The sequence below is a fragment of the Acinetobacter sp. S4397-1 genome, assembly GCF_024129285.1.
In the GTDB taxonomy this organism is placed as follows: domain Bacteria; phylum Pseudomonadota; class Gammaproteobacteria; order Pseudomonadales; family Moraxellaceae; genus Acinetobacter; species Acinetobacter lwoffii_C.
On sequence record NZ_JAMXXZ010000004.1, the window covers coordinates 117,356 to 137,399 of the forward strand.

The following is a 20,044-nucleotide window of genomic DNA, read 5'->3' on the forward strand; positions in this document are numbered from 1 at the left end:
ATTTTTCTGCCAGATTTACTGCTCATTTAGTCCCATCATCATATTAAATTATGCAGATAAATCAAAAAATATAAAAAATCTGATTAAATATATTAAGAGCCTGTTGTCAGGATAAAGAAGTATTAACAGATGATTATCATGAAGCAAGTATTTTAAATTATATGCAAACACTGGCTGAAATAAGAAGGTATCAAATAGTTTATAAACACGAGAAATTATAGCCGAGGTTTAATACTTAAATGATTCCATTGAGCTCAGTTAAAAACCCACTGCAATAGAGTGGGTTTTTTAGAGGTGGATGAGTGATGTTCTCAATAAAAGGTCATCTCAAGATGTCGGAATTTATTGAATAGTCACTTTTACAGGTGCTGCATATAGTGTATAGCTATAATTCGGTGCCATGGTGTAATTGTAGCGAGGCATTACATAGGCGGTACCTTTTTCACTAAATGTCACGGCTTGGCCTGATTGAGTGTATTTAGCGGATTGAGGTAAAACCAGCATTTCTTTAAATATATAGGTGGTTTTTTCTCCCACTTGAGTCGTGGTTTGACCAGAGATCTCTACAGGTTTGCCCACTGTGGCAGTAACTTCTGCAGGGGTCTTTAGCTTGACAATTAAATTAGAGGAATCATGTGCATAGTCAGTGGTTAGGCCATGAGTGCCTTGAACATACATACGATTGAAATCTTCTTTATTCAACCGGAATGTCCATGGCCAGAAGGTCACGCCACGTTGACTGGCAAGCGTCATGAGCTCTTTACTTAATCCCCCGAAAGATGGGTTAAATGTCGAGGAGTACTGTTGGGTGGCATCCAGAATACGACGGGTATTCACAATGTCGCTCTGGGCGGTTGGAGTATTGGTTAAGAAACCGGTGGATACGCCGGGTAACACATTCTTCATATGGAGGATTTGGGCACCACTGAAGCTAATGACGATAGATTGGTCATAGGCATCATGTTGATCTAGTAGTGCTTTAATGGCGGGTACAATTTCAGGTTTTGGACTCTTAATTTCAATAAAATTCACCACATGTGGATATTTCTTCACCTCTGTAAGTACTTCATCCATTGTTGGAATTTGACGCTGTTTGCCTAAAGTGCGTAATTCCCGAACTTCTGCCAAAGTCATTTCTTCAATCTTGCGCGCAACACCGGTGGTACGTGTAGTAGTGTCGTCATGCATTAAGACTACATGACCATCTTTGGTGATATAGACATCGTATTCAACGGCATCTGCACCGACCTCAATTGCTTTTAACATACTTTCTAGCGTGTTTTCGTCATCCAGTGCAGGGATACCACGATGCCCGGTAATTAGCGGCTTACGCAATAAGGTATTAGGTGCCATGCTCTTCATAAGATTCTGGAAAGTATCGGGCTGAGTGGTCAAAATCCCATTCACACCAGTCGTTAAAATTTGTGCGGCTGAAACTGGAGTGGTCGTGTTTGTGCTTGCCCAAGGGGTAATCAGTAAACGCTGTAAATGACTTACGACCTCTTGTTTCACTAAATGCGACGGTAAAATCACAATTTTAGAAAGTGAAGAGTTGGTATTGTGTGCAATTTGTACAATATCTTTACGGCTATGGGTTAATCCAGTGTGACGTGAATAATCCAATGCAGTACGAGAGCTTGGAAGAGCAAGACGAACTTTACGTAATAAATCTGCTTGATCAGACACAAAAGTGAAATCTGTCAAATCATAGTTTGTAGACAGTGCTTTTAATTGCGTGATGGTATTTTCATTTTTGATGGTTAAAAGAGGTAAGGTACGGCGGTTGCTATCATTCAAATAATCACGTAAATGCATAACTTTTTGATTATTTGCATTCAATAAATTGAGTTGCTCATCTAGCTGATATGCAATATGGGTGGCATTGACCGAGGCATTTCCGGTGAGAGGAGCCGGTTGAGCCAGCGTAGGAGCCATTGAAACAGGGAGGCGATGATCGATGATATCGGTCACTTTATTTGATTCAGGTAGCGCATCAAGCTGCTCGGTAATTTTTAGACGCTCTACTCGCATCAGCAGACCTGCTGTAGATAATCCAATGCCGCCTTGATCGAGACTATACGGTAGCGAAGTATCCAGTACCAGCTCATCATTGATATAGTGGCGTACACGTTTACCATGCACAATCACCGTGGCTTTATAAGTCTTGGTCGGGTCTATATTTTCTTTATACGCGGATTTGTGTAGGACATTCCAGGCATTGGTCGGTTGACGTAAAGCAAGTTCTAGACCGCTTGCACCTGTGGCATCGCCACGAATCGCAAATTGGTAATAGGGTGAAAATGCAGGTTCAGCATAGTGATCTGCAGCACGGTAAATAATACTTCCCCAGCGTCCGCCATTATTACGTTCCACATAGGCAAACTCCATATCGATACGATAATTACGCAACTTTTGATATTCTTGTGGCAGCATCACCAAGGTCATTTGCGTGTCGTTGGCACGACCATCTAAAAATAAGCTACCTTCGCTTAAATAGACTGTTCCAGCATTTGATCTTGGCATTGACCAGGTTGCAGGAATCTCCGTCATTTGGTCAAAGTTTTCATCCAGGTAAACTTCAGGAACTGGCACAGGTTGTTCTGGTGTTTCAGGCTCAGGATCTGGAACGGTAGGCTCTTCTGGGTTGACTGGCGGTTGCGTTGATGTATTTTCATCGTCACTTGAACAAGCGCTTAAAGTTAAAGCTAATAAAATAGCTGTTGTTAAGTGTGTAATTTTCATAAAGTACTTTTCTATAGAGAGGCTTCAAAAACGTTTCTCACCTTAAAACAGCTTGGTTACATTTCTGTTGATTTGTCATAAACTAAAAATTTAATTACATATTAAATATTTATGAAATTTATATGATGGTCATAGCGACATGATGAAATGAAAGATTTTATTTTTATACATTTTTGAATGGCGAGATAATTCGACTTGAATTGATCAGGCTCTTTTGGACACGTCACTCTTGAAAGAGCCGTTATGTATAGTTTGGAAGGGTCAGGAGATGAGTATTTTGGCTTGCTCTAAATAGCTCTGCATTTGCGTCATGCTCTTAACCCCGGCAATACGCTGGATAATGTTGCCTTGATAAAAAATTAAAGTCGAAGGTAAGCCATATACTTGATAGCGCAAAGTCAGAATAGGCGATTGATCAATATTGACCTTACCAAACTTGATGTTTGGCTCGGCGTGCATTTGAGTCTTCGCCCATTGTTCAAAGACAGGAGCGTTTTGCACACAGGGCGCACACCAGTCTGCATAAAACCGGATAATTGCAAGGCCGTCATACCACTCAAAGTCAGTATAGTTGTTTTCAGTGTATTCAATAATGTCTGCCATAGTAGGTCTATTATCCTGCGCCTAAATATGGACATGATTATACATAAGTCCATTGCTGTTCAATCTGCTGCATTTATATGTTCAAATAGTTTTAGAGGCTTGAATAGTCAATCATTGAAAAAGGAAGAACATATGACACCCACCACCATGCAGCAGGTCATTATTACCGAGCCGGGCGGTATCGATAAATTGGCTTATGAAACGGTTGCGATCCCCGAAGCCAAAGCAGATGAAGTTCTGGTGAAAGTTCATGCTTTTGGTATTAACCGTCCAGATATCTTGCAGCGTCAAGGTTTGTATCCAATGCCGAAAGGCGTAACACCCGTCCCGGGCCTTGAAGTCGCGGGTGAAGTGATTGCAGTCGGTAGTGAGGTAAGCCAGTTTAAAGTTGGTGATAAAGTCTGTGGCCTGACCAATGGTGGTGGTTATGCGGAGTATTGTGTCGTACCAGAAAGCCAGACCTTGACCATCCCGGAAGGTGTAAGCTTTACACAGGCAGCAGCCATTCCAGAAACCTTTTTCACCGTGTGGGCCAATGTCTTTCAAATGGCACATGCCAAAGCAGGCGAGATGGTACTGGTGCATGGGGGTGCCAGCGGTATAGGTACCACGGCATTGATGCTGTGCAAATCATTAGGTTTGGAATCGTTTGCCACAGTCGGTTCGGATGAAAAAGTTCAGGCAATTTCCCATCTCACTACAGCCATTAACTACAAAACTCAGGACTTTGAACAAGTCATTAATGAGGTGACCGACAATGGTGGTGTAGATGTGGTGCTGGATATGGTGGGTGCGCCGTATCTAGAAAAAAATCTGAACTTGCTGCGCCGTGATGGCCGTTTGGTCTATATCGCATTTCTGGGGGGGGGCAAAGCCAAAGAAGTGAAGCTGGGCCAAATTATGATGAAACGCCTGACCATTACTGGTTCAACCATGCGTGCCCGTAATACTGCAGAAAAAGCTGAAATTGCCAAAGGCTTACGGGATTATGTGGCGCCACTCTGGGCAAAAGGCGAATGTCTGCCGATGATCTACAAAACCTTTAAATTTGACCAGATTCAGGATGCGCATGCAGCTATGGATACGGGAGAGCATGTCGGGAAAGTTGTGGTGAAAATCATTTAAATTTTCTCCCTTTTTAAAGGGAGGAGTTCATCTGTTGTACAGGACTGTTATTGAGGTAGATATATCATTTATCAACACCCTCACATAGGAAGCCGGAATGTATCCGGCTTTTTTTTGAAATAAAATAAGATAAATCACTCAAATTAATTGAAAAAATATAAATAAATTTGCCAAAAAGTAAAAAAACGTTAACTGTCCGACACAACCTGTCAGAAGTGAGGGTTACATTAACTTTAAATTTAACTTGACTAAATTTGTCTAGTTTATGTGAAACATCCTGTAATAAAGGAGATATATAATGAAGATTGTATCGGTGCCATTCACGCATGTGCATAGTTTTCGCGCTTTAAGGCGTCTTCATAAAGCGATTATCCGTAATCAGATATTATATTCGGATGTGCCTAAAATTTATCCTGCATTGCTTCATTTAGAACGTTATGTTGAGCGTCTTAATCATAAAGGTAAAAAAGCTGTGTTGTAGTTTCTGTTAAGTCAGCATATTGAGTGGGTATTAGCCTTAAGTTGAAACAAGTATTTGAAAATAAGTTTATATTTAGCTGTATAATTTAATAATTTTACGCATTTTATGCGCTATATTGCTGATTGCAAAGAGGGTATTTATGAAGGGCAATCCTTCGACACATGAGCGTCTTGCAGAGCGTTTAGCTAGAATTTTAACTAAATTAAATCTTGGTCACCAACTAAATGTACAAGAGCTGGCGCACGAGTTTCAGGTGAGTACACGAACAATTGAACGTGATTTTGACCGGCTCAATTCCTATTTACCCTTAATTCAGGATACACAAAGCAAGCGTTACTATCTTGAACCCTCTTATTTAGGGCGTTTTAAATTACAGGATATTCAAAACTTTGCTCAGTTATCTGGAATCAGTGAATTATATCCTTCTCTGGACATTTCATTTTTAAAAGAACTATTTGATAATCGTGCCAGCCTGGTTTTTTCAGCTAAAGGTTATCATTTTGAAGATGTAAGCCAATATGCTGAACACTTTAAGTTAATAACAGCCCACATTCAAAAATGTATACAAGTGGCTTTTATTTATAAAAGTAAAGTGAGGGTGGTAAAGCCTTACCGGCTGATTCATCATCACGGTAATTGGTATGTAGCAGCGGTACGCAAGCAAAAGTTGCGAGTTTATCGTTTAAGCCGGATTGAACGTATAATTACCAGCCATCAACTGGCTCAGTTTGAACTTGAACCTGATATTTTACAGCAATTGGATAATGAAGACAGTATTTGGTTTGGGTGCGATAAGCAGGAAGTTACCCTATCTGTACATCCAGATGTTGCGCTGTATTTTAAGCAACGTAAGCTTTTTCCCGAGCAAGTTATTTTAACAGAGTCTGCAGCGGGAGAGTTGTTAATCTCTTGCCAGATTCGGCATCAAAAACAACTGCATCCTTTGGTTCGTTACTGGATACCCTATCTAAAAATTATTGAACCTGTTCATTTACAGCAAGAGCTGGATGCTGGTTTGCAAGGATATTTAACATCTTCTCAGTGCAAATGACGGAGAATAAATTAAAATAACAGCCTATTTGAAATTTCAGGCATAAAAAAACCAGCTTAATGCTGGATTCTTTATGTACACCATCTTAAAAGACTTAAGAATGGTGCCCGAGGCCAGACTCGAACTGGCACGCTTTGTGGGCGGGGGATTTTAAATCCCCTGTGTCTACCGATTTCACCACTCGGGCTTTAACAAGATGGAGGCGGAGGTCGGAATCGAACCGGCGTCCACGGAGTTGCAGTCCGCTGCATGACCACTCTGCCACCCCGCCGCGTCTTGTTGATGCGTATATTATCAAGCTCTGAAAAAAAAACAATAGTGCATTCATTTGTATGCGCAGAAAAACAGCATATAGCGGAGAATATTTAAAATATTCATGTAGAATGTGCGAAATTGATTCATATCAACATTTGGGAGAAGTGCCGTGGCATTAGTTCTAGACGGTCGTGCATTGGCAAAGCAAATTGAAGCTGACTTGTTAACTCGCGTGGAAGCGCTGAAAGCAAAAACAGGTCGTACTCCAATTCTTGCAACTATTTTGGTGGGTGACGATGGTGCATCTGCAACTTATGTACGTATGAAAGGCAACGCTTGCCGTCGTGTCGGTATGGATTCACTCAAAGTTGAGCTGCCTAAAGAAACTACAACTGAAGAGTTACTGGCTGAAATTGAAAAACTCAATGCAAATCCAGATGTTCACGGTATTTTGTTACAGCATCCAGTACCGGCGCAAATTGATGAGCGTGCTTGTTTTGATGCAATTTCACTTGCCAAAGATGTAGATGGTGTAACTTGCCTGGGCTTTGGCCGTATGGCAATGGGTGAAGCCGCTTATGGTTCAGCAACACCTGCTGGCATTATGACAATTTTGCAAGAAAACAAGATTGAGATCGCAGGCAAACATGCGGTGGTCGTGGGACGTTCTGCAATTCTGGGTAAACCAATGGCGATGATGTTGCTTCAAGCCAATGCAACCGTCACTATCTGTCATTCACGCACTCAAAACCTGACTGACTTTGTGAAGCAAGCCGATATTGTCGTGGGTGCAGTCGGTAAAGCGGAGTTGATTCAAAAAGACTGGATCAAACCGGGTGCTGTGGTGGTAGATGCCGGTTTCCATCCGCGTGAGGGTGGCGGTGTTGGTGACATTCAATTGGTAGGTATTGAAGAAGTGGCATCTGCTTATACACCAGTTCCAGGTGGTGTAGGTCCAATGACGATTACCACTTTAATTCGTCAAACTGTGGAAGCTGCTGAGAAGGCGCTAGGTTAATAAACAGACCTCTCCCTGACCCTCTCCTGAAAGGAGAGGGAGAAGTTCATTGTGAAAATAATGCATGCTCCTTCTCCCTGTGGGAGAGGGCCGGGATGAGGGTAGTACCTAAAATATAAGAGTTCTTCGACACATATAAAGAATAAAAAACCAATGAGCTGTACTTTTCAACTGCCTAAAGCCCCTGAGCATCTTCTTCATGCTTTGCATGACATCATTCCGCACTGTGAATTGCAAGCACAACAATTGCCCGGTACACCCATTTCTTTATGGCTGATTCCACCCGTATTTCCAACCGATAAACTGGATGATGAAGTGATTCGTCGGATTTGGAATGAGACACCATATTGGATCTTTTGCTGGGCATCAGGCTTGGCAATGGCGCAATGGCTTTTAGTCGAACCGCATCATGTTAAAGACAAGGTCGTGCTGGATTTTGGTGCAGGTTCAGGTGTGGTGGCAATCGCGGCGAAAATGGCAGGGGCAAAACGGGTAATCTGTTGTGATATTGATCAGGTGAGTTTAGATGCCTGTCGTGCCAATGCTGAGCTCAATAATGTAGAGCTGGAATATCTGGATGATCTGTATAAAGCTGAGCAGGTGGATATTCTATTGGCTGCTGATGTGCTCTATGATCAGTGCAACCGCTTTTTTCTAGATGAGTTTTTAAAATTTGCTCCAGAAGTCTGGGTGGCAGACAGTCGGGTGAAAAACTTCAGCCATCCACAATATGTAAAACTTGATGAACGAAGTGCAACGACCTGGCCGGATCTGGATGAGTCACCAGAATTTCGTAATGTCAGTTTTTATCGAACCAGATAAATAACTGGTCAGTTATTCAATAAAAAGGGCCTGTAGCCCTTTTTATGTAAAGATTTTTTTAGGAGCAGCTAAAGCGTATCACTCTCACGGTGGTCGGATGAGCTTCAAGGGCCTGGCGGGTGCCATAATCTTCACTGTTATATAAGCCAGGAGTATTACTTAAACTGATTTGGGCACGGCTGCTGCCAATTTGACGGCCAAAGTCAACTTGTTTGTTTGCTGGATTAACAACTTCATTGGTGCTTAAAACTTGAATATTATAATTTTTACTGGCGCCTAAAACTTGTTTGCAAGCCGCTTGTAATCTATTTTCATCCTGACTAGGTCGTCCCGAAAGGATATAGCTCAAAGTTGCTGTATTGTCCGAACGCTCCAGAACCTTATAACCATTTTGTCCATTGAACTCATGCGGTGTGGTCTGACAGGCGCTCATTATTAAAGCACTTGCAGCCAAAGCTAAAATTGCTGTTGTTCTTCTCATGTTTATATTTCCTGAAGTCTTGGGCTAAGTATGCCATAGATTACTCAAACTGTTGCCTTGAGTAATTATCATCAATTGTTTGGATATCTAATAAGAAGCTGTTTATAAACTGCATCCAGAAATTAGATATTTTTAGTTTAATATAGTTTGCAATGGAGTAGGTACTGCCTTCAACAGGGTGAGATTATGATTATCCTGCCTGATAAAGAAAATAAATCTATACAGCAACAGGATGTTCCCATGGGGGGAACTCAAACAGTAGCTTAAGTTGATTGCATTATGATAACCATGAAGCATGGGTAAGAAATGAAGTCAAAAAAGATGGCTGGACTCATAGATAAGTTACGACGCAAACTTAAAACCGACTATCTTGTGTTCAGGTTTACACAACAACTCTGCAGCATTAATGGTGTTTTTAAGGTGAAATGCTTTATTGACAATATCTAAAATAAAAAGCTTGAATGAAAGCCGGTGATCAAGTGGCCTATGTCGGTCTGAAATTGCATTTATTGCAGTGTGCTATAAAAAATCACAACTCCATAACTTTAAGTTTTTTCATACAGGATCGGGCACTTCTATTGTGCACCAATTAAAGCTTTTCCATCCTATCTATGTATGATTGACTGGGTTAATCAACATCAATTGCTTTTACAAGTATTACATTTTGGTTTGAGCTGGCCGACTAAAAATCATGGCGCTTGGGTCGACTCTACATATTACCCGTATACAAAGCAGCGTGTTCAGCCTCATAAATTTTTAAAACAAGTCACCACACGCAACAAAAGTCATATTGGTATTTATCAAGCATAAAAAAACCACCCGAAAGGGTGGTTTCTTGTCGTTTAACGCTGTCCGAATTAACGGTTAATGTCGCGTTGAACTTCGCCAGTGTAAAGCTGACGAGGACGACCGATTTTGTAAGGTCCGCTGTGCATTTCTAACCAGTGGCTGATCCAGCCTACAGTACGTGCAAGCGCGAAGATTACAGTAAACATTTCAGTCGGGATACCGATCGCTTTAAGGATGATACCTGAGTAGAAGTCTACGTTAGGGTATAAGTTACGCTTGATGAAGTATTCGTCAGAAAGTGCGATACGTTCAAGTTCCATCGCAAGAGCTAGCTGTGGATCGTTGATACCAAGCGCACCAAGAACTTCGTCACAAGTTTCTTTCATAACTTTGGCACGAGGGTCGAAGTTTTTGTACACACGGTGACCGAAGCCCATGAGTTTAACTTCTTTAGTCTTCACTTTTTCCATGAAGCTAGCAACGTTCTCTACCGTGCCGATTTCGTCAAGCATCTTAAGAACGGCTTCGTTTGCACCACCGTGAGCAGGACCCCAAAGTGCAGAGATACCAGCAGCGATACATGCATACGGATTAGCGCCAGTAGAACCCGCTAAACGTACAGTAGACGTAGAAGCATTTTGTTCATGGTCAGCATGAAGCGTGAAGATACGGTCCATTGCTTTTGCAAGAATCGGATTAACCTTGTAGTCACGGTCTGCTGGTGTAGCAAACATCATGTACAGGAAGTTTTCAGCGTAGTTCAAGTCATTACGTGGATAAACGAATGGTTGACCAACGGTGTATTTGTAGCTCCACGCTGCTAAAGTAGGAACTTTGGCAATTAAGCGGATCGCTGTAATTTCACGATGGTTAACATCTTCGATGTCCAGATTGTTGTGATAGAACGCAGAAAGCGCACCCACCACACCTACCATGATCGCCATTGGGTGAGCATCGCGACGGAAACCGTTAAAGAAACGGCTAACTTGGTCGTGAACCATAGTATGGTTACGAACTTTAGCGTCAAACTCTTCTTTTTGCTCAGCTGTTGGAAGCTCACCATTTAAAAGCAGGTAGCACGTTTCAAGGTAATCAGCTTTAGTTGCTAACTGGTCGATTGGATAGCCACGGTGTAAAAGTACACCTTTGTTACCATCAATAAATGTAATCTTAGATTCGCAAGAAGCAGTCGCCATGAAACCAGGATCAAAAGTAAAGTGACCTGCAGCCAACACATCTTTAACGTCGATTACATCTGGGCCCAATGTGCCGCTGTAAATTGGTAATTCAATTTCTTTGCCATCAAGCTGTAAAACGGCTTTCTTGCCAGTTGCTTCAGACATTCAATAGATCTCCTGTCCTGGTGAATGTATATCCGATTTGCTATCAATCTTTTAATGTACAAAACGGACGGGTCAAAAATTTGCTATAAGATTAGTGGCTACTGAAATTTTGTCAATTATACTTATGGATGAAAAAATGACGCTTGCACAGCGGTTTAGTTAATTCACCAAGAGATAAAAAGTCCAATAGAATCACAGTACCAAGGCGCTATAATAAGTCAAATTCAAGAGAAGGTGCAGAAAAAAATCACCTGTAGCAGTTATTTATCAGCATTTTTTTAAAACTTAAAAAGAGCAATTAAAATTACTTGAATTTGCCAGCTTCTCCTGAAACCTATCTAAATCTCATAACTTAGATAATTTTTCAAAATTATTTAAAGGATCAAGAGATTATAAATAAAAGTTCCAGATTGAGACCTGATTCTCAGTTTAATTGGTTAAAAAGTAGCTGATATTTATTTGGCAGAGGTTGGAAACCTTATTTATAGAGATTGAGTAAGTGATTTTTTGAATCTAAAATGCTTAAAAGGGTTGAAAAAACTATCAATAAACCAAGTTGGCTAGGTCTTTCTTTTAATGAGGAGTTTTTGTATATCATTCATTTTGGTCATAATTGTTATTTGTTTTATAAATGCAGATATTTGATTTAACTCAAAAAAGAAGCCCGTACTTTACAATTTAAGACAAGATTCTTCATCTTTAGTCTAAATTCAAACGGTATAAGAATAAATCAGGCAACAGAGCGAATTTATCTACTTAATTATTTAAAAACAATTATATAAGCATAAAACACTAAGCTATATTTTGGTGGGGTCATTGATGAGTTTTTGTTAATGATTCTTATTTAAAGGTTTTTTACCTAAAAAGCCTGAGTGAGCTGTTTGTGTTTTAATAGTTGACGTTTTATAATTCAGTGTCGTTTTACGTTCGGCATGTATTTGCCTGACAATGCCAGCTTTCCTTCGAATTAATTCCAACAAACTCCGGATGGAGTTTTTAACTACAGGATGCCCGCTGTGAAAAGCAACAGACCTGTCAATTTGTCCATGGGTCAAGTTTTAGAAGTAAACTTAAAATCACCCGTGGCTATTGCATCAATTCTACACCGTCTTTCAGGTGTCATCGTATTTTTACTCGTACCGGTCCTTTTGTGGATTTTAGACAAATCATTGTCTTCACCAGAGGGTTTTGCACAAGTACAGGAAATCTTTAACGGTTTTATTGTGCGCTTCATCGTATGGGTATTTGTAGCCGGTTTAATTTTCCACTTTATCGCTGGTGTTAAGCATTTACTTGCTGACGTTGGTGTTGCAGAAGAACTGCAAAGTGGTCGCACAGCAGCTACTATCGCATTAATCTTGTCTGCAATCGGTATCGTTGCGTCATTTGTATGGATCGTACTCTAATGAAAAGTGCTACTGGTTTAACGGGTTCAGGTTCACGCGACTGGTTTATCCAGCGTATAAGTGCCGTTGTTCTTGCTGTTTATACTGTTGTTATTCTAGGTTGGATCCTGTGCAACAGCGGTTTTACTTTTGAACAGTGGTACGGCTTTATGATGACAACTCCAATGAAGGTTTTATCTTTATTGTCTGTCTTATCTCTTGTTGCGCATGCGTGGATTGGTATGTGGCAAGTATTTACTGACTATGTAACTACTCGTCAGATGGGTCCATCAGCTTCAGGTTTACGCCTTGTACTGACTTCAGCAATGATTATTGCTGTATTTGCATATGCGATCTGGGCGATCCAGATTTTTTGGGCGAATTGATAGGAAACAATCATGGGCGCTATAACCCCTAAAGACGATTACACAAATATTCCACATGAAACTTTCGATGCAGTTATCGTTGGTGGTGGTGGTTCTGGTATGCGTGCTTCTTACCAGCTTGCTCAAGCGGGTCTGAAAGTAGCAGTACTGACTAAAGTATTCCCGACACGTTCACATACTGTGGCAGCACAGGGTGGTATTGGTGCATCTCTTGGTAATATGCAAGAAGATAACTGGCACTATCACTTCTATGACACGGTGAAAGGTTCTGACTGGTTGGGTGACCAGGACGCGATCGAGTTCATGACGCGTGAAGCACCTCAAGTGGTATACGAATTAGAACATTTAGGTATGCCATTTGACCGTAACGCGGACGGTACAATTTACCAACGTCCATTCGGTGGTCACTCTGCCAACTACGGTGAAAAAGCAGTTCCACGTGCATGTGCTGCAGCTGACCGTACGGGTCACGCGCTTCTTCACACGCTTTATCAAAGCAACGTGAAAATGGGCACTCAATTCTTCGTAGAGTGGATCGCGCTTGACCTGATCCGTAATGAAGAAGGTGATGTGCTGGGTGTAACAGCAATTGACCAGGAAACTGGTAAAATTGCAGTATTCCAAGCCAAAGCAACCTTGTTTGCAACTGGCGGTGCGGGTCGTGTTTACCGTGCATCTACTAACGCGTATATCAACACTGGTGACGGTCTTGGTATGGCGGCGCGTGCAGGTATTCCATTACAAGATATGGAATTCTGGCAGTTCCACCCAACAGGTGTTGCGGGTGCGGGCGTATTGTTAACAGAAGGTTGTCGTGGTGAAGGTGCAATCCTTCGTAACAAAGACGGCGAACCATTCATGGAACGTTATGCTCCAACTTTGAAGGACTTGGCGCCGCGTGACTTCGTATCACGCTCTATGGACCAGGAAATCAAGGAAGGCCGTGGTTGTGGTCCTAAAGGGGATTATATCCTTCTTGATATGACTCACTTGGGTGCTGATACGATCATGAAGCGTCTGCCATCTGTATTCGAGATTGGTAAGAAATTCGCGAACGTTGACATCACTAAAGAGCCAATTCCTGTAGTGCCAACAATCCATTACCAAATGGGTGGTATTCCAACGAATATTCATGGTCAGGTAGTTATTCCTGAAAGCCGTGAGACTCAAGAGCTGCAAGCGAACTACAACAAAGACACAGATGTTTACTCGACCAATGCGGGTGAGCGTAACTTTGTTAAACCGGTAAAAGGTTTCTATGCCATCGGTGAGTGTTCATGTGTGTCTGTACATGGTGCCAACCGCCTAGGTACTAACTCACTGCTTGACTTGGTTGTATTTGGTAAAGCTGCGGGCGAACATATCATTGATTATGTGACTAAACATCACGGTGATGAATATCAGCCACTTCCACCAAATGTGCTTGAAGAAACAGTTGCGCGTATTCGTAAACTGGATGAATCAACCAGTGGTGAAAATGCTCAAGAAGTTGCCGATGCAATTCGTGACATCGTTCAAGACCACGCGGGTGTGTTCCGTACCACTGCGCTTCTTGAAGAAGGTGTGAAACAGATTCTTGCGATCGAGCCACGTGTTCGCAACATTCACTTGAAAGACAAATCTAAAGTTTTCAACACTGCACGTATTGAAGCGCTAGAAGTTGAAAACTTGTATGAAGTTGCAAAAGCGACATTAATTTCAGCTGCTGCACGTAAAGAATGTCGTGGTGCCCACACCGTAGTGGACTTTGAAGAGTCGCCGGATCACCCAGAGTATCCATATGGCCGTCGTGACGATGAGTGGATGAAACACACTTTGTGGTTCTCTGCGGATAACCGTCTTGAGTATAAGCCAGTACGTTATAAGCCACTTTCGGTAGAGGCTATTCCACCGAAACCACGTACATTCTAATCAGGAGATTTAAGATGAGTAGAGGTACTCGTACATTTCATATCTACCGCTACGATCCTGATAAGGATAAAGCACCGTACATGCAAACTTTTAAGCTTGAATTGACTGATAAGCACCGTATGTTGCTTGATGCGCTTCTTGCATTGAAAGTTCAGGACGAATCTTTGACATTCCGTCGCTCATGCCGTGAAGGGATCTGTGGTTCTGATGGTGTGAATATTAATGGTAAAAACGGTTTGGCGTGTCTTTGGAACCTCAATGATCTGCCAAATGAAATTACTATTCGTCCACTTCCAGGTCTTCCTGTCGTAAAAGACCTGGTGGTAGACATGAATCAGTTCTACGATCAGTACAACAAGATTCACCCGTTCTTGATCAACAACCAGCCTGCGCCACCAAAAGAGCGTTTGCAGTCTCCGGAAGAGCGTGAGCATCTAGATGGTCTGTATGAATGTATTCTTTGTGCATGTTGTTCAACTTCATGCCCATCATTCTGGTGGAACCCGGACAAGTTCCTGGGTCCTTCAGCATTGTTGAATGCATACCGTTTCATTATTGATTCGCGTGATACAGGTACTCAGGAGCGTTTGGCTCGTCTTGACGACCCATTCTCATTGTTCCGTTGTAAAGGTATCATGAACTGTGTATCGGTATGTCCGAAAGGTCTGAACCCAACTAAAGCAATCGGTCACATCCGTAATATGCTTTTAGATATGGCAGGCTAATAGGCTAAGCAATCAGTTCCCAAAAAAAGCACACCTACTGGTGTGCTTTTTTTATATATTTGAGCTAGATGTAAAAATGATAAATAGAAAAACAGGGATGTAATGCTTAAAATACATCATGTGGGTTAGAGAAAAAAGGCGCAAAATATCAGGTGCTGACCTCAACTATGAACATGCATCTGATTATTTTATTCATTTATGGTTTTTAGATGTAAAAGTGACCTGAAAAATAAACAGAAGGATGTTATTATATAACTGCTGGTGTAAAGGGAGTGGATTGAAAGATTTGCTCTCTTTTTATTTATCTTGATTCGTTAGGAAAGTCTTGGACTTAAGTCTACGTTGAATCTGATTTTTAAATACAGCACCATATAGTAGAGTAAAACTTCTACACTGTATTTAGCCAATTTATAGGAGGTATGTGTCAAAAAAATCAATTGAAAACTGATAACATGTTAGCATTTAGCCTAAGTTTAAATCGAAAAAGTGTGCCACTTGGGTACATTTTTTAAACACTGCAACTGAAAGAGAGTGTTATATAAGGTTATATAAAAGTCGCTTTAGCAAAAATATGCGTTAAAACCTTGTTTTTCCTAAGTCGATTTGCAAAAAAATTGCTCGGTCACGATCGGGTATTCAATGAGTGATGATGCCGCTGAGGGGCGTTATTATTCATTAAACATATCAAGGTTTACTTGGTGTGGTGATAACGCCTCATGGCTTATGCCTTATGGGGGACTAATGTCATATTACAAATTTGACATTAAAAATCCTGGGTTTTGCTTAAAAAGCATCCTGAAAATGTTTTTGCAATAGGAAATGGGTCCACAAATGCAAGAAGTTGCTGACGCTCTGCGTCTTGACACTGAACTTTCCGCTGATAGTGCAGCGTATATTGAAGAACTTTATGAGCAGTACCTCACTGCTCCAGACTCAGTAGGTGCTGACTGGAGAGCGTACTTCGATAAATTCCCAAAAGGTGATCAACCACACAGTAATGTACGTGAGCAATTCCTACTTTTAGGTCGCAATTCAAGCCGTATTCAGCCTGTTATCCAATCAGCAGTAAGCTCAGAGCATGAACGTCGTCAAATTGGCGTATTACAGCTGATTGCTGCTTACCGTAATCGTGGTCATCAGAAAGCAAAACTCGATCCATTAGGTTTGGCAAAGCGTGAAATTGTTCCAGATCTGGATCTTGCTGCGCATGGTTTAACCCAGTCTGATCTGGACACTGTGTTCAATACCGGCAATCTCGCTATCGGTAAAGAAGAAGCGACTCTGGGTGAAATGGTTCAGGCGATGGAAGCAATTTATTGCTCTTCAATCGGTGCTGAATACATGCACATCGTGGACACTAAAGAAAAACGCTGGATCCAGCAGCGTCTGGAAAGTGCGCGCGGTCAGTATGGTTTAAATGCAGAACAGAAAAAGCATGTTCTGGAGCGCTTGACTGCTGCTGAAGGCCTGGAAAAATATCTGGGTAATAAATTTGTTGGTGCGAAACGTTTCGGTGTTGAAGGTGGTGAATCTTTCATTCCAATGGTGAATGAGATTATTCAGCGTGCCGGCTCAGTAGGCTGTAAAGAAGTGGTTATTGGTATGCCACACCGTGGCCGTCTGAACCTTCTTGTCAATATCATGGGTAAAAACCCGGCTGACCTGTTTGGTGAGTTTGAAGGTAAATCAATCCACAAGAAAGGTTCTGGTGACGTTAAATATCACCAAGGTTTCTCTTCTAACGTCATGACTCCGGGTGGCGAAGTTCACTTGGCACTGGCATTTAACCCGTCGCATCTTGAGATTGTTGGACCAGTGGTTGAAGGTTCGGTGCGTGCACGCCAAGTCCGTCGTAAAGACATTGGTGGTGATGATGTATTACCGCTTATCGTTCACGGTGATGCGGCATTTGCAGGTCAGGGCGTTAACCAGGAAACCTTCCAGATGTCACAAACGCGTGGCTATACAGTAGGTGGTACGGTTCATATCGTCATCAATAACCAGGTTGGTTTTACAACCTCTGACCCACGTGATGCGCGCTCTACAGAATACTGTACTGACATTGCAAAAATGATTCAGGCACCGATCTTCCATGTCAATGGTGATGATCCTGAAGCGGTGATTTTCGTTTCTCAACTGGCACATGATTTCCGTCATACTTTCCGTAAAGATGTCGTGATTGACATGTTCTGTTACCGTCGTCGTGGTCATAACGAAGCGGATGAGCCGGCTGCAACCCAGCCAATGATGTATCAAGTGATCAACAAGAAGCCGACAACTCGTACGCTTTATGCAGATCAGCTGGTACAACAAGGCGTGCTTGACCGTGCAGAAGCAGACCAGTTAATTGAAAGCTATCGCGCTGATTTGGAAGCGGGCAATCATGTTGCTAACGCTTTGGTTCTTGAGCCGAACAAAAAAATGTTTGTGGACTGGACACCTTATCTGGGTCATGACTACACAGACGAGTGGGACACGACCTGTTCACTTGAGCGCCTAAAAGAACTTGGCAAAAAAATGCGTGAGCTTCCAGAAGGTTTTGTCATGCAACGCCAAGTGTCTAAAGTCATTGATGACCGTCTGAAAATGCAGACTGGTGAAATACCGTTGAACTGGGGTGCTGCTGAAACTTTAGCTTATGCCTCTCTTCTGGATGATGGTTATCTGGTGCGCTTAACTGGTGAAGATGTAGGTCGTGGTACTTTCTCACATCGTCATGCAAAACTGCATAATCAGGTGGATGGTTCAACTTATATTCCATTGTGCCATATCAAAGAGAACCAGCCGCGTGTTGCAATTTATGACTCATTATTGTCTGAAATGGCAGTACTGGCATTTGAATACGGCTATGCAACAACTCTTCCAAAGAGCTTGATTATCTGGGAAGCGCAGTTCGGTGACTTTGCAAACTGTGCACAAGTGGTGATTGACCAGTTTATCTCGTCTGGTGAAACCAAGTGGGAGCGTGTGTGTGGCTTAACTATGCTACTTCCACACGGTTATGAAGGTCAGGGTCCTGAGCATTCCTCTGCACGTCTGGAACGTTTCTTGCAGTTATGTGCTGAAGAAAACATGCAAGTGATGACACCGACTACCCCTGCACAGATTTTCCATGCTTTACGTCGTCAGGCGATCCGCCCGATCCGTAAACCAATGATCATCATGTCACCGAAGTCATTGCTGCGTCATAAGCTGGCGGTTTCTACCCTGGATGAGCTGGCAACTGGCACATTCCAGACAGTGATTGACGAAATCGACAACATCAACAAGGCAGATGTAACTCGTCTCGTGTTATGTGGTGGTAAGGTTTACTACGACTTACTGGAAAAACGTCGTGAAAAAGAATTGAACAATACTGCGATTGTACGTATTGAACAATTGTATCCATATCCTGAAGCACGTCTGGCGGAAGTCCTTGCTGCTTATCCGAACATCAAAGAAATTGTTTGGGCGCAAGAAGAGCCGAAAAACCAGGGCGCTTGGCTGTTCATCGCACCTCGTTTATACGATGATGTAATGAAATCAGGTAAACAAGTACGTATTAGCTACGCAGGCCGTGAAGCTTCTGCTGCACCGGCATGTGGTTCACCATATTTGCATGCAAAACAACAAGCTCAGCTCATCAACGACGCGCTTGCGATCGATGCTGAATAATCAGGAGATTCTAAAGAATGGCAACCGAAATTAAAGCACCGGTATTCCCAGAGTCAGTTGCGGACGGTACGATCGCAACTTGGCACAAACAACCAGGTGAAGCAGTATCACGTGATGAAGTGATTTGCGATATTGAAACAGATAAAGTTGTTTTAGAAGTTGTTGCTCCTGCAGACGGTACTATTGCATCAATCGTGAAAAACGAAGGTGATACAGTACTTTCAGCTGAAGTGATTGCACAGTTTGAAGAAGGCGCTGTTTCTGGCGCTGCTCAAACTCAGGCAGTTCAGTCTGAAGAGAAAGTTGAACAAGCTGCGGCGAATACTGAAGCAGGTAATTCACCAATTGTTGAGCGTCAGCAAGTACAAGACCAAGCGCCTGCAGTACGTAAAGCCTTGACTGAAACTGGTATTGCTGCAAGCGATGTAGAAGGTACAGGCCGTGGTGGTCGTATCACTAAAGAAGACGTGGCAAATCACCAGGCGAAGCCAGCTGCTCCTGCTGCTGCACCATTAAGTGTAGCTGTTGGTGAACGTATTGAAAAACGTGTTCCAATGACGCGTCTACGTAAGCGTGTTGCTGAACGTCTACTTGCTGCAACTCAAGAAACAGCAATGTTGACGACGTTCAACGAAGTAAACATGAAACCAATAATGGACATGCGTGCTCAATATAAAGATGCATTCGAAAAACGCCACGGTGCGCGTCTGGGCTTCATGTCATTCTTTGTTAAGGCAGCAACTGAAGCACTTAAACGTTACCCGGCAGTAAACGCGTCTATTGATGGTGAAGACATCGTTTACCATGGTTACTACGACATCGGTGTAGCAGTATCTTCTGACCGTGGTCTAGTGGTTCCTGTACTTCGTGATACCGATCGCATGAACTATGCTGAAGTTGAAAGTGGTATCCGTGCATATGCTGCTAAGGCACGTGACGGTAAGCTGGGTATCGAAGATATGACTGGCGGTACATTCACCATTACTAATGGTGGTACTTTTGGTTCATTACTTTCTACGCCAATTTTGAACACACCACAAACAGCAATTCTGGGTATGCACAAAATCCAGGAGCGACCAATGGCGGTGAATGGTCAGGTTGAAATTCTACCAATGATGTACTTGGCACTTTCTTATGACCACCGTCTGATTGATGGTAAGGAAGCAGTAGGCTTCTTGGTAACAATCAAAGAATTGTTAGAAGAGCCAGCTAAACTGATCCTTGACCTTTAATTCTAAAAAATAAAGCATGGGCTTAGGGCGATCCTCTAAGC

General features: G+C 42.3%; 15 protein-coding genes and 2 tRNA genes. 11 read left to right on the forward strand and 6 right to left on the reverse strand.

Annotation, left to right across the window (positions count from 1 at the left end; genetic code table 11):
* Positions 1 to 342 precede the first annotated feature (342 nt).
* Together NI467_RS04145 and NI467_RS04150 are read right to left on the reverse strand one after the other, a co-directional pair.
* Positions 343 to 2,742, reverse strand: coding sequence for a glycerophosphodiester phosphodiesterase family protein (locus NI467_RS04145; protein WP_253151102.1), 2,400 nt, complete (start codon positions 2,740 to 2,742; stop codon positions 343 to 345).
* A gap of 261 nt (positions 2,743 to 3,003) precedes the next feature.
* The gene (locus NI467_RS04150; RefSeq protein WP_253151104.1) at positions 3,004 to 3,345 is read right to left on the reverse strand and encodes a co-chaperone YbbN; all 342 of its coding nucleotides are present in this window, start codon (positions 3,343 to 3,345) and stop codon (positions 3,004 to 3,006) included.
* A gap of 132 nt (positions 3,346 to 3,477) precedes the next feature.
* On the opposite strand from NI467_RS04150, the gene NI467_RS04155 reads away from it, so the two are divergent.
* From NI467_RS04155 to NI467_RS04165, 3 genes are all read left to right on the forward strand, one after another.
* Complete coding sequence (locus NI467_RS04155; protein WP_253151106.1) at positions 3,478 to 4,470, forward strand: NAD(P)H-quinone oxidoreductase; 993 nt, start codon at positions 3,478 to 3,480, stop codon at positions 4,468 to 4,470.
* Positions 4,471 to 4,768: 298 nt separating this feature from the next.
* On the forward strand, positions 4,769 to 4,951 hold the full coding sequence (locus NI467_RS04160) for a hypothetical protein (RefSeq protein ID WP_253151108.1): 183 nt from the start codon (positions 4,769 to 4,771) through the stop codon (positions 4,949 to 4,951).
* 139 nt (positions 4,952 to 5,090) lie between these two features.
* Positions 5,091 to 6,002, forward strand: coding sequence for a YafY family protein (locus NI467_RS04165; protein WP_253151109.1), 912 nt, complete (start codon positions 5,091 to 5,093; stop codon positions 6,000 to 6,002).
* Positions 6,003 to 6,103: 101 nt separating this feature from the next.
* Here the strand turns inward: NI467_RS04165 and NI467_RS04170 are convergent.
* Positions 6,104 to 6,189: transfer RNA gene (locus NI467_RS04170), tRNA-Leu, on the reverse strand.
* 10 nt (positions 6,190 to 6,199) lie between these two features.
* Positions 6,200 to 6,273, reverse strand: a tRNA-Cys gene (locus NI467_RS04175).
* A gap of 153 nt (positions 6,274 to 6,426) precedes the next feature.
* Between NI467_RS04175 and folD the strand changes: the two genes are divergently transcribed.
* Positions 6,427 to 7,275 carry a bifunctional methylenetetrahydrofolate dehydrogenase/methenyltetrahydrofolate cyclohydrolase FolD gene (folD, locus tag NI467_RS04180; protein ID WP_253151111.1) on the forward strand — a complete coding sequence of 283 codons (849 nt, stop codon included), beginning with the start codon at positions 6,427 to 6,429 and terminating at the stop codon, positions 7,273 to 7,275.
* A gap of 153 nt (positions 7,276 to 7,428) precedes the next feature.
* Positions 7,429 to 8,097 (forward strand): methyltransferase, encoded by a 669-nt coding sequence (locus NI467_RS04185; protein ID WP_253151113.1) that lies wholly within the window; start codon positions 7,429 to 7,431, stop codon positions 8,095 to 8,097.
* 58 nt (positions 8,098 to 8,155) lie between these two features.
* On the opposite strand, the gene NI467_RS04190 is transcribed toward NI467_RS04185, so the two are convergent.
* Both NI467_RS04190 and gltA read right to left on the reverse strand, forming a co-directional pair.
* Positions 8,156 to 8,578 carry a hypothetical protein gene (locus NI467_RS04190; protein ID WP_253151115.1) on the reverse strand — a complete coding sequence of 141 codons (423 nt, stop codon included), beginning with the start codon at positions 8,576 to 8,578 and terminating at the stop codon, positions 8,156 to 8,158.
* Between the two features lie 857 nt (positions 8,579 to 9,435).
* Positions 9,436 to 10,710 (reverse strand): citrate synthase, encoded by a 1,275-nt coding sequence (gene gltA / locus NI467_RS04195; RefSeq protein WP_151202972.1) that lies wholly within the window; start codon positions 10,708 to 10,710, stop codon positions 9,436 to 9,438.
* 1,007 nt (positions 10,711 to 11,717) lie between these two features.
* Between gltA and sdhC the strand changes: the two genes are divergently transcribed.
* The 6 genes from sdhC (at position 11,718) to odhB (ending at position 20,003) form a co-directional block, all read left to right on the forward strand.
* Positions 11,718 to 12,116, forward strand: coding sequence for a succinate dehydrogenase, cytochrome b556 subunit (gene sdhC / locus NI467_RS04200; protein WP_151202970.1), 399 nt, complete (start codon positions 11,718 to 11,720; stop codon positions 12,114 to 12,116).
* A complete protein-coding gene (gene sdhD, locus NI467_RS04205) occupies positions 12,116 to 12,481 on the forward strand; it encodes a succinate dehydrogenase, hydrophobic membrane anchor protein (protein ID WP_151203043.1) in 366 nt (121 codons plus the stop codon). Before sdhC ends, sdhD begins: the two co-directional genes overlap by 1 nt.
* A gap of 12 nt (positions 12,482 to 12,493) precedes the next feature.
* Positions 12,494 to 14,392: a succinate dehydrogenase flavoprotein subunit gene (gene sdhA / locus NI467_RS04210; protein ID WP_151202968.1), complete on the forward strand. Its 1,899-nt coding sequence runs from the start codon at positions 12,494 to 12,496 to the stop codon at positions 14,390 to 14,392.
* A 14-nt stretch (positions 14,393 to 14,406) separates the two neighbouring features.
* Positions 14,407 to 15,117, forward strand: a complete 711-nt coding sequence (locus tag NI467_RS04215) for a succinate dehydrogenase iron-sulfur subunit (RefSeq protein WP_151202966.1) — start codon at positions 14,407 to 14,409, stop codon at positions 15,115 to 15,117.
* Between the two features lie 831 nt (positions 15,118 to 15,948).
* Positions 15,949 to 18,771: a 2-oxoglutarate dehydrogenase E1 component gene (locus NI467_RS04220; protein WP_151202964.1), complete on the forward strand. Its 2,823-nt coding sequence runs from the start codon at positions 15,949 to 15,951 to the stop codon at positions 18,769 to 18,771.
* 17 nt (positions 18,772 to 18,788) lie between these two features.
* Positions 18,789 to 20,003: a 2-oxoglutarate dehydrogenase complex dihydrolipoyllysine-residue succinyltransferase gene (odhB, locus tag NI467_RS04225; RefSeq protein WP_151206428.1), complete on the forward strand. Its 1,215-nt coding sequence runs from the start codon at positions 18,789 to 18,791 to the stop codon at positions 20,001 to 20,003.
* Positions 20,004 to 20,044: the final 41 nt, after the last annotated feature.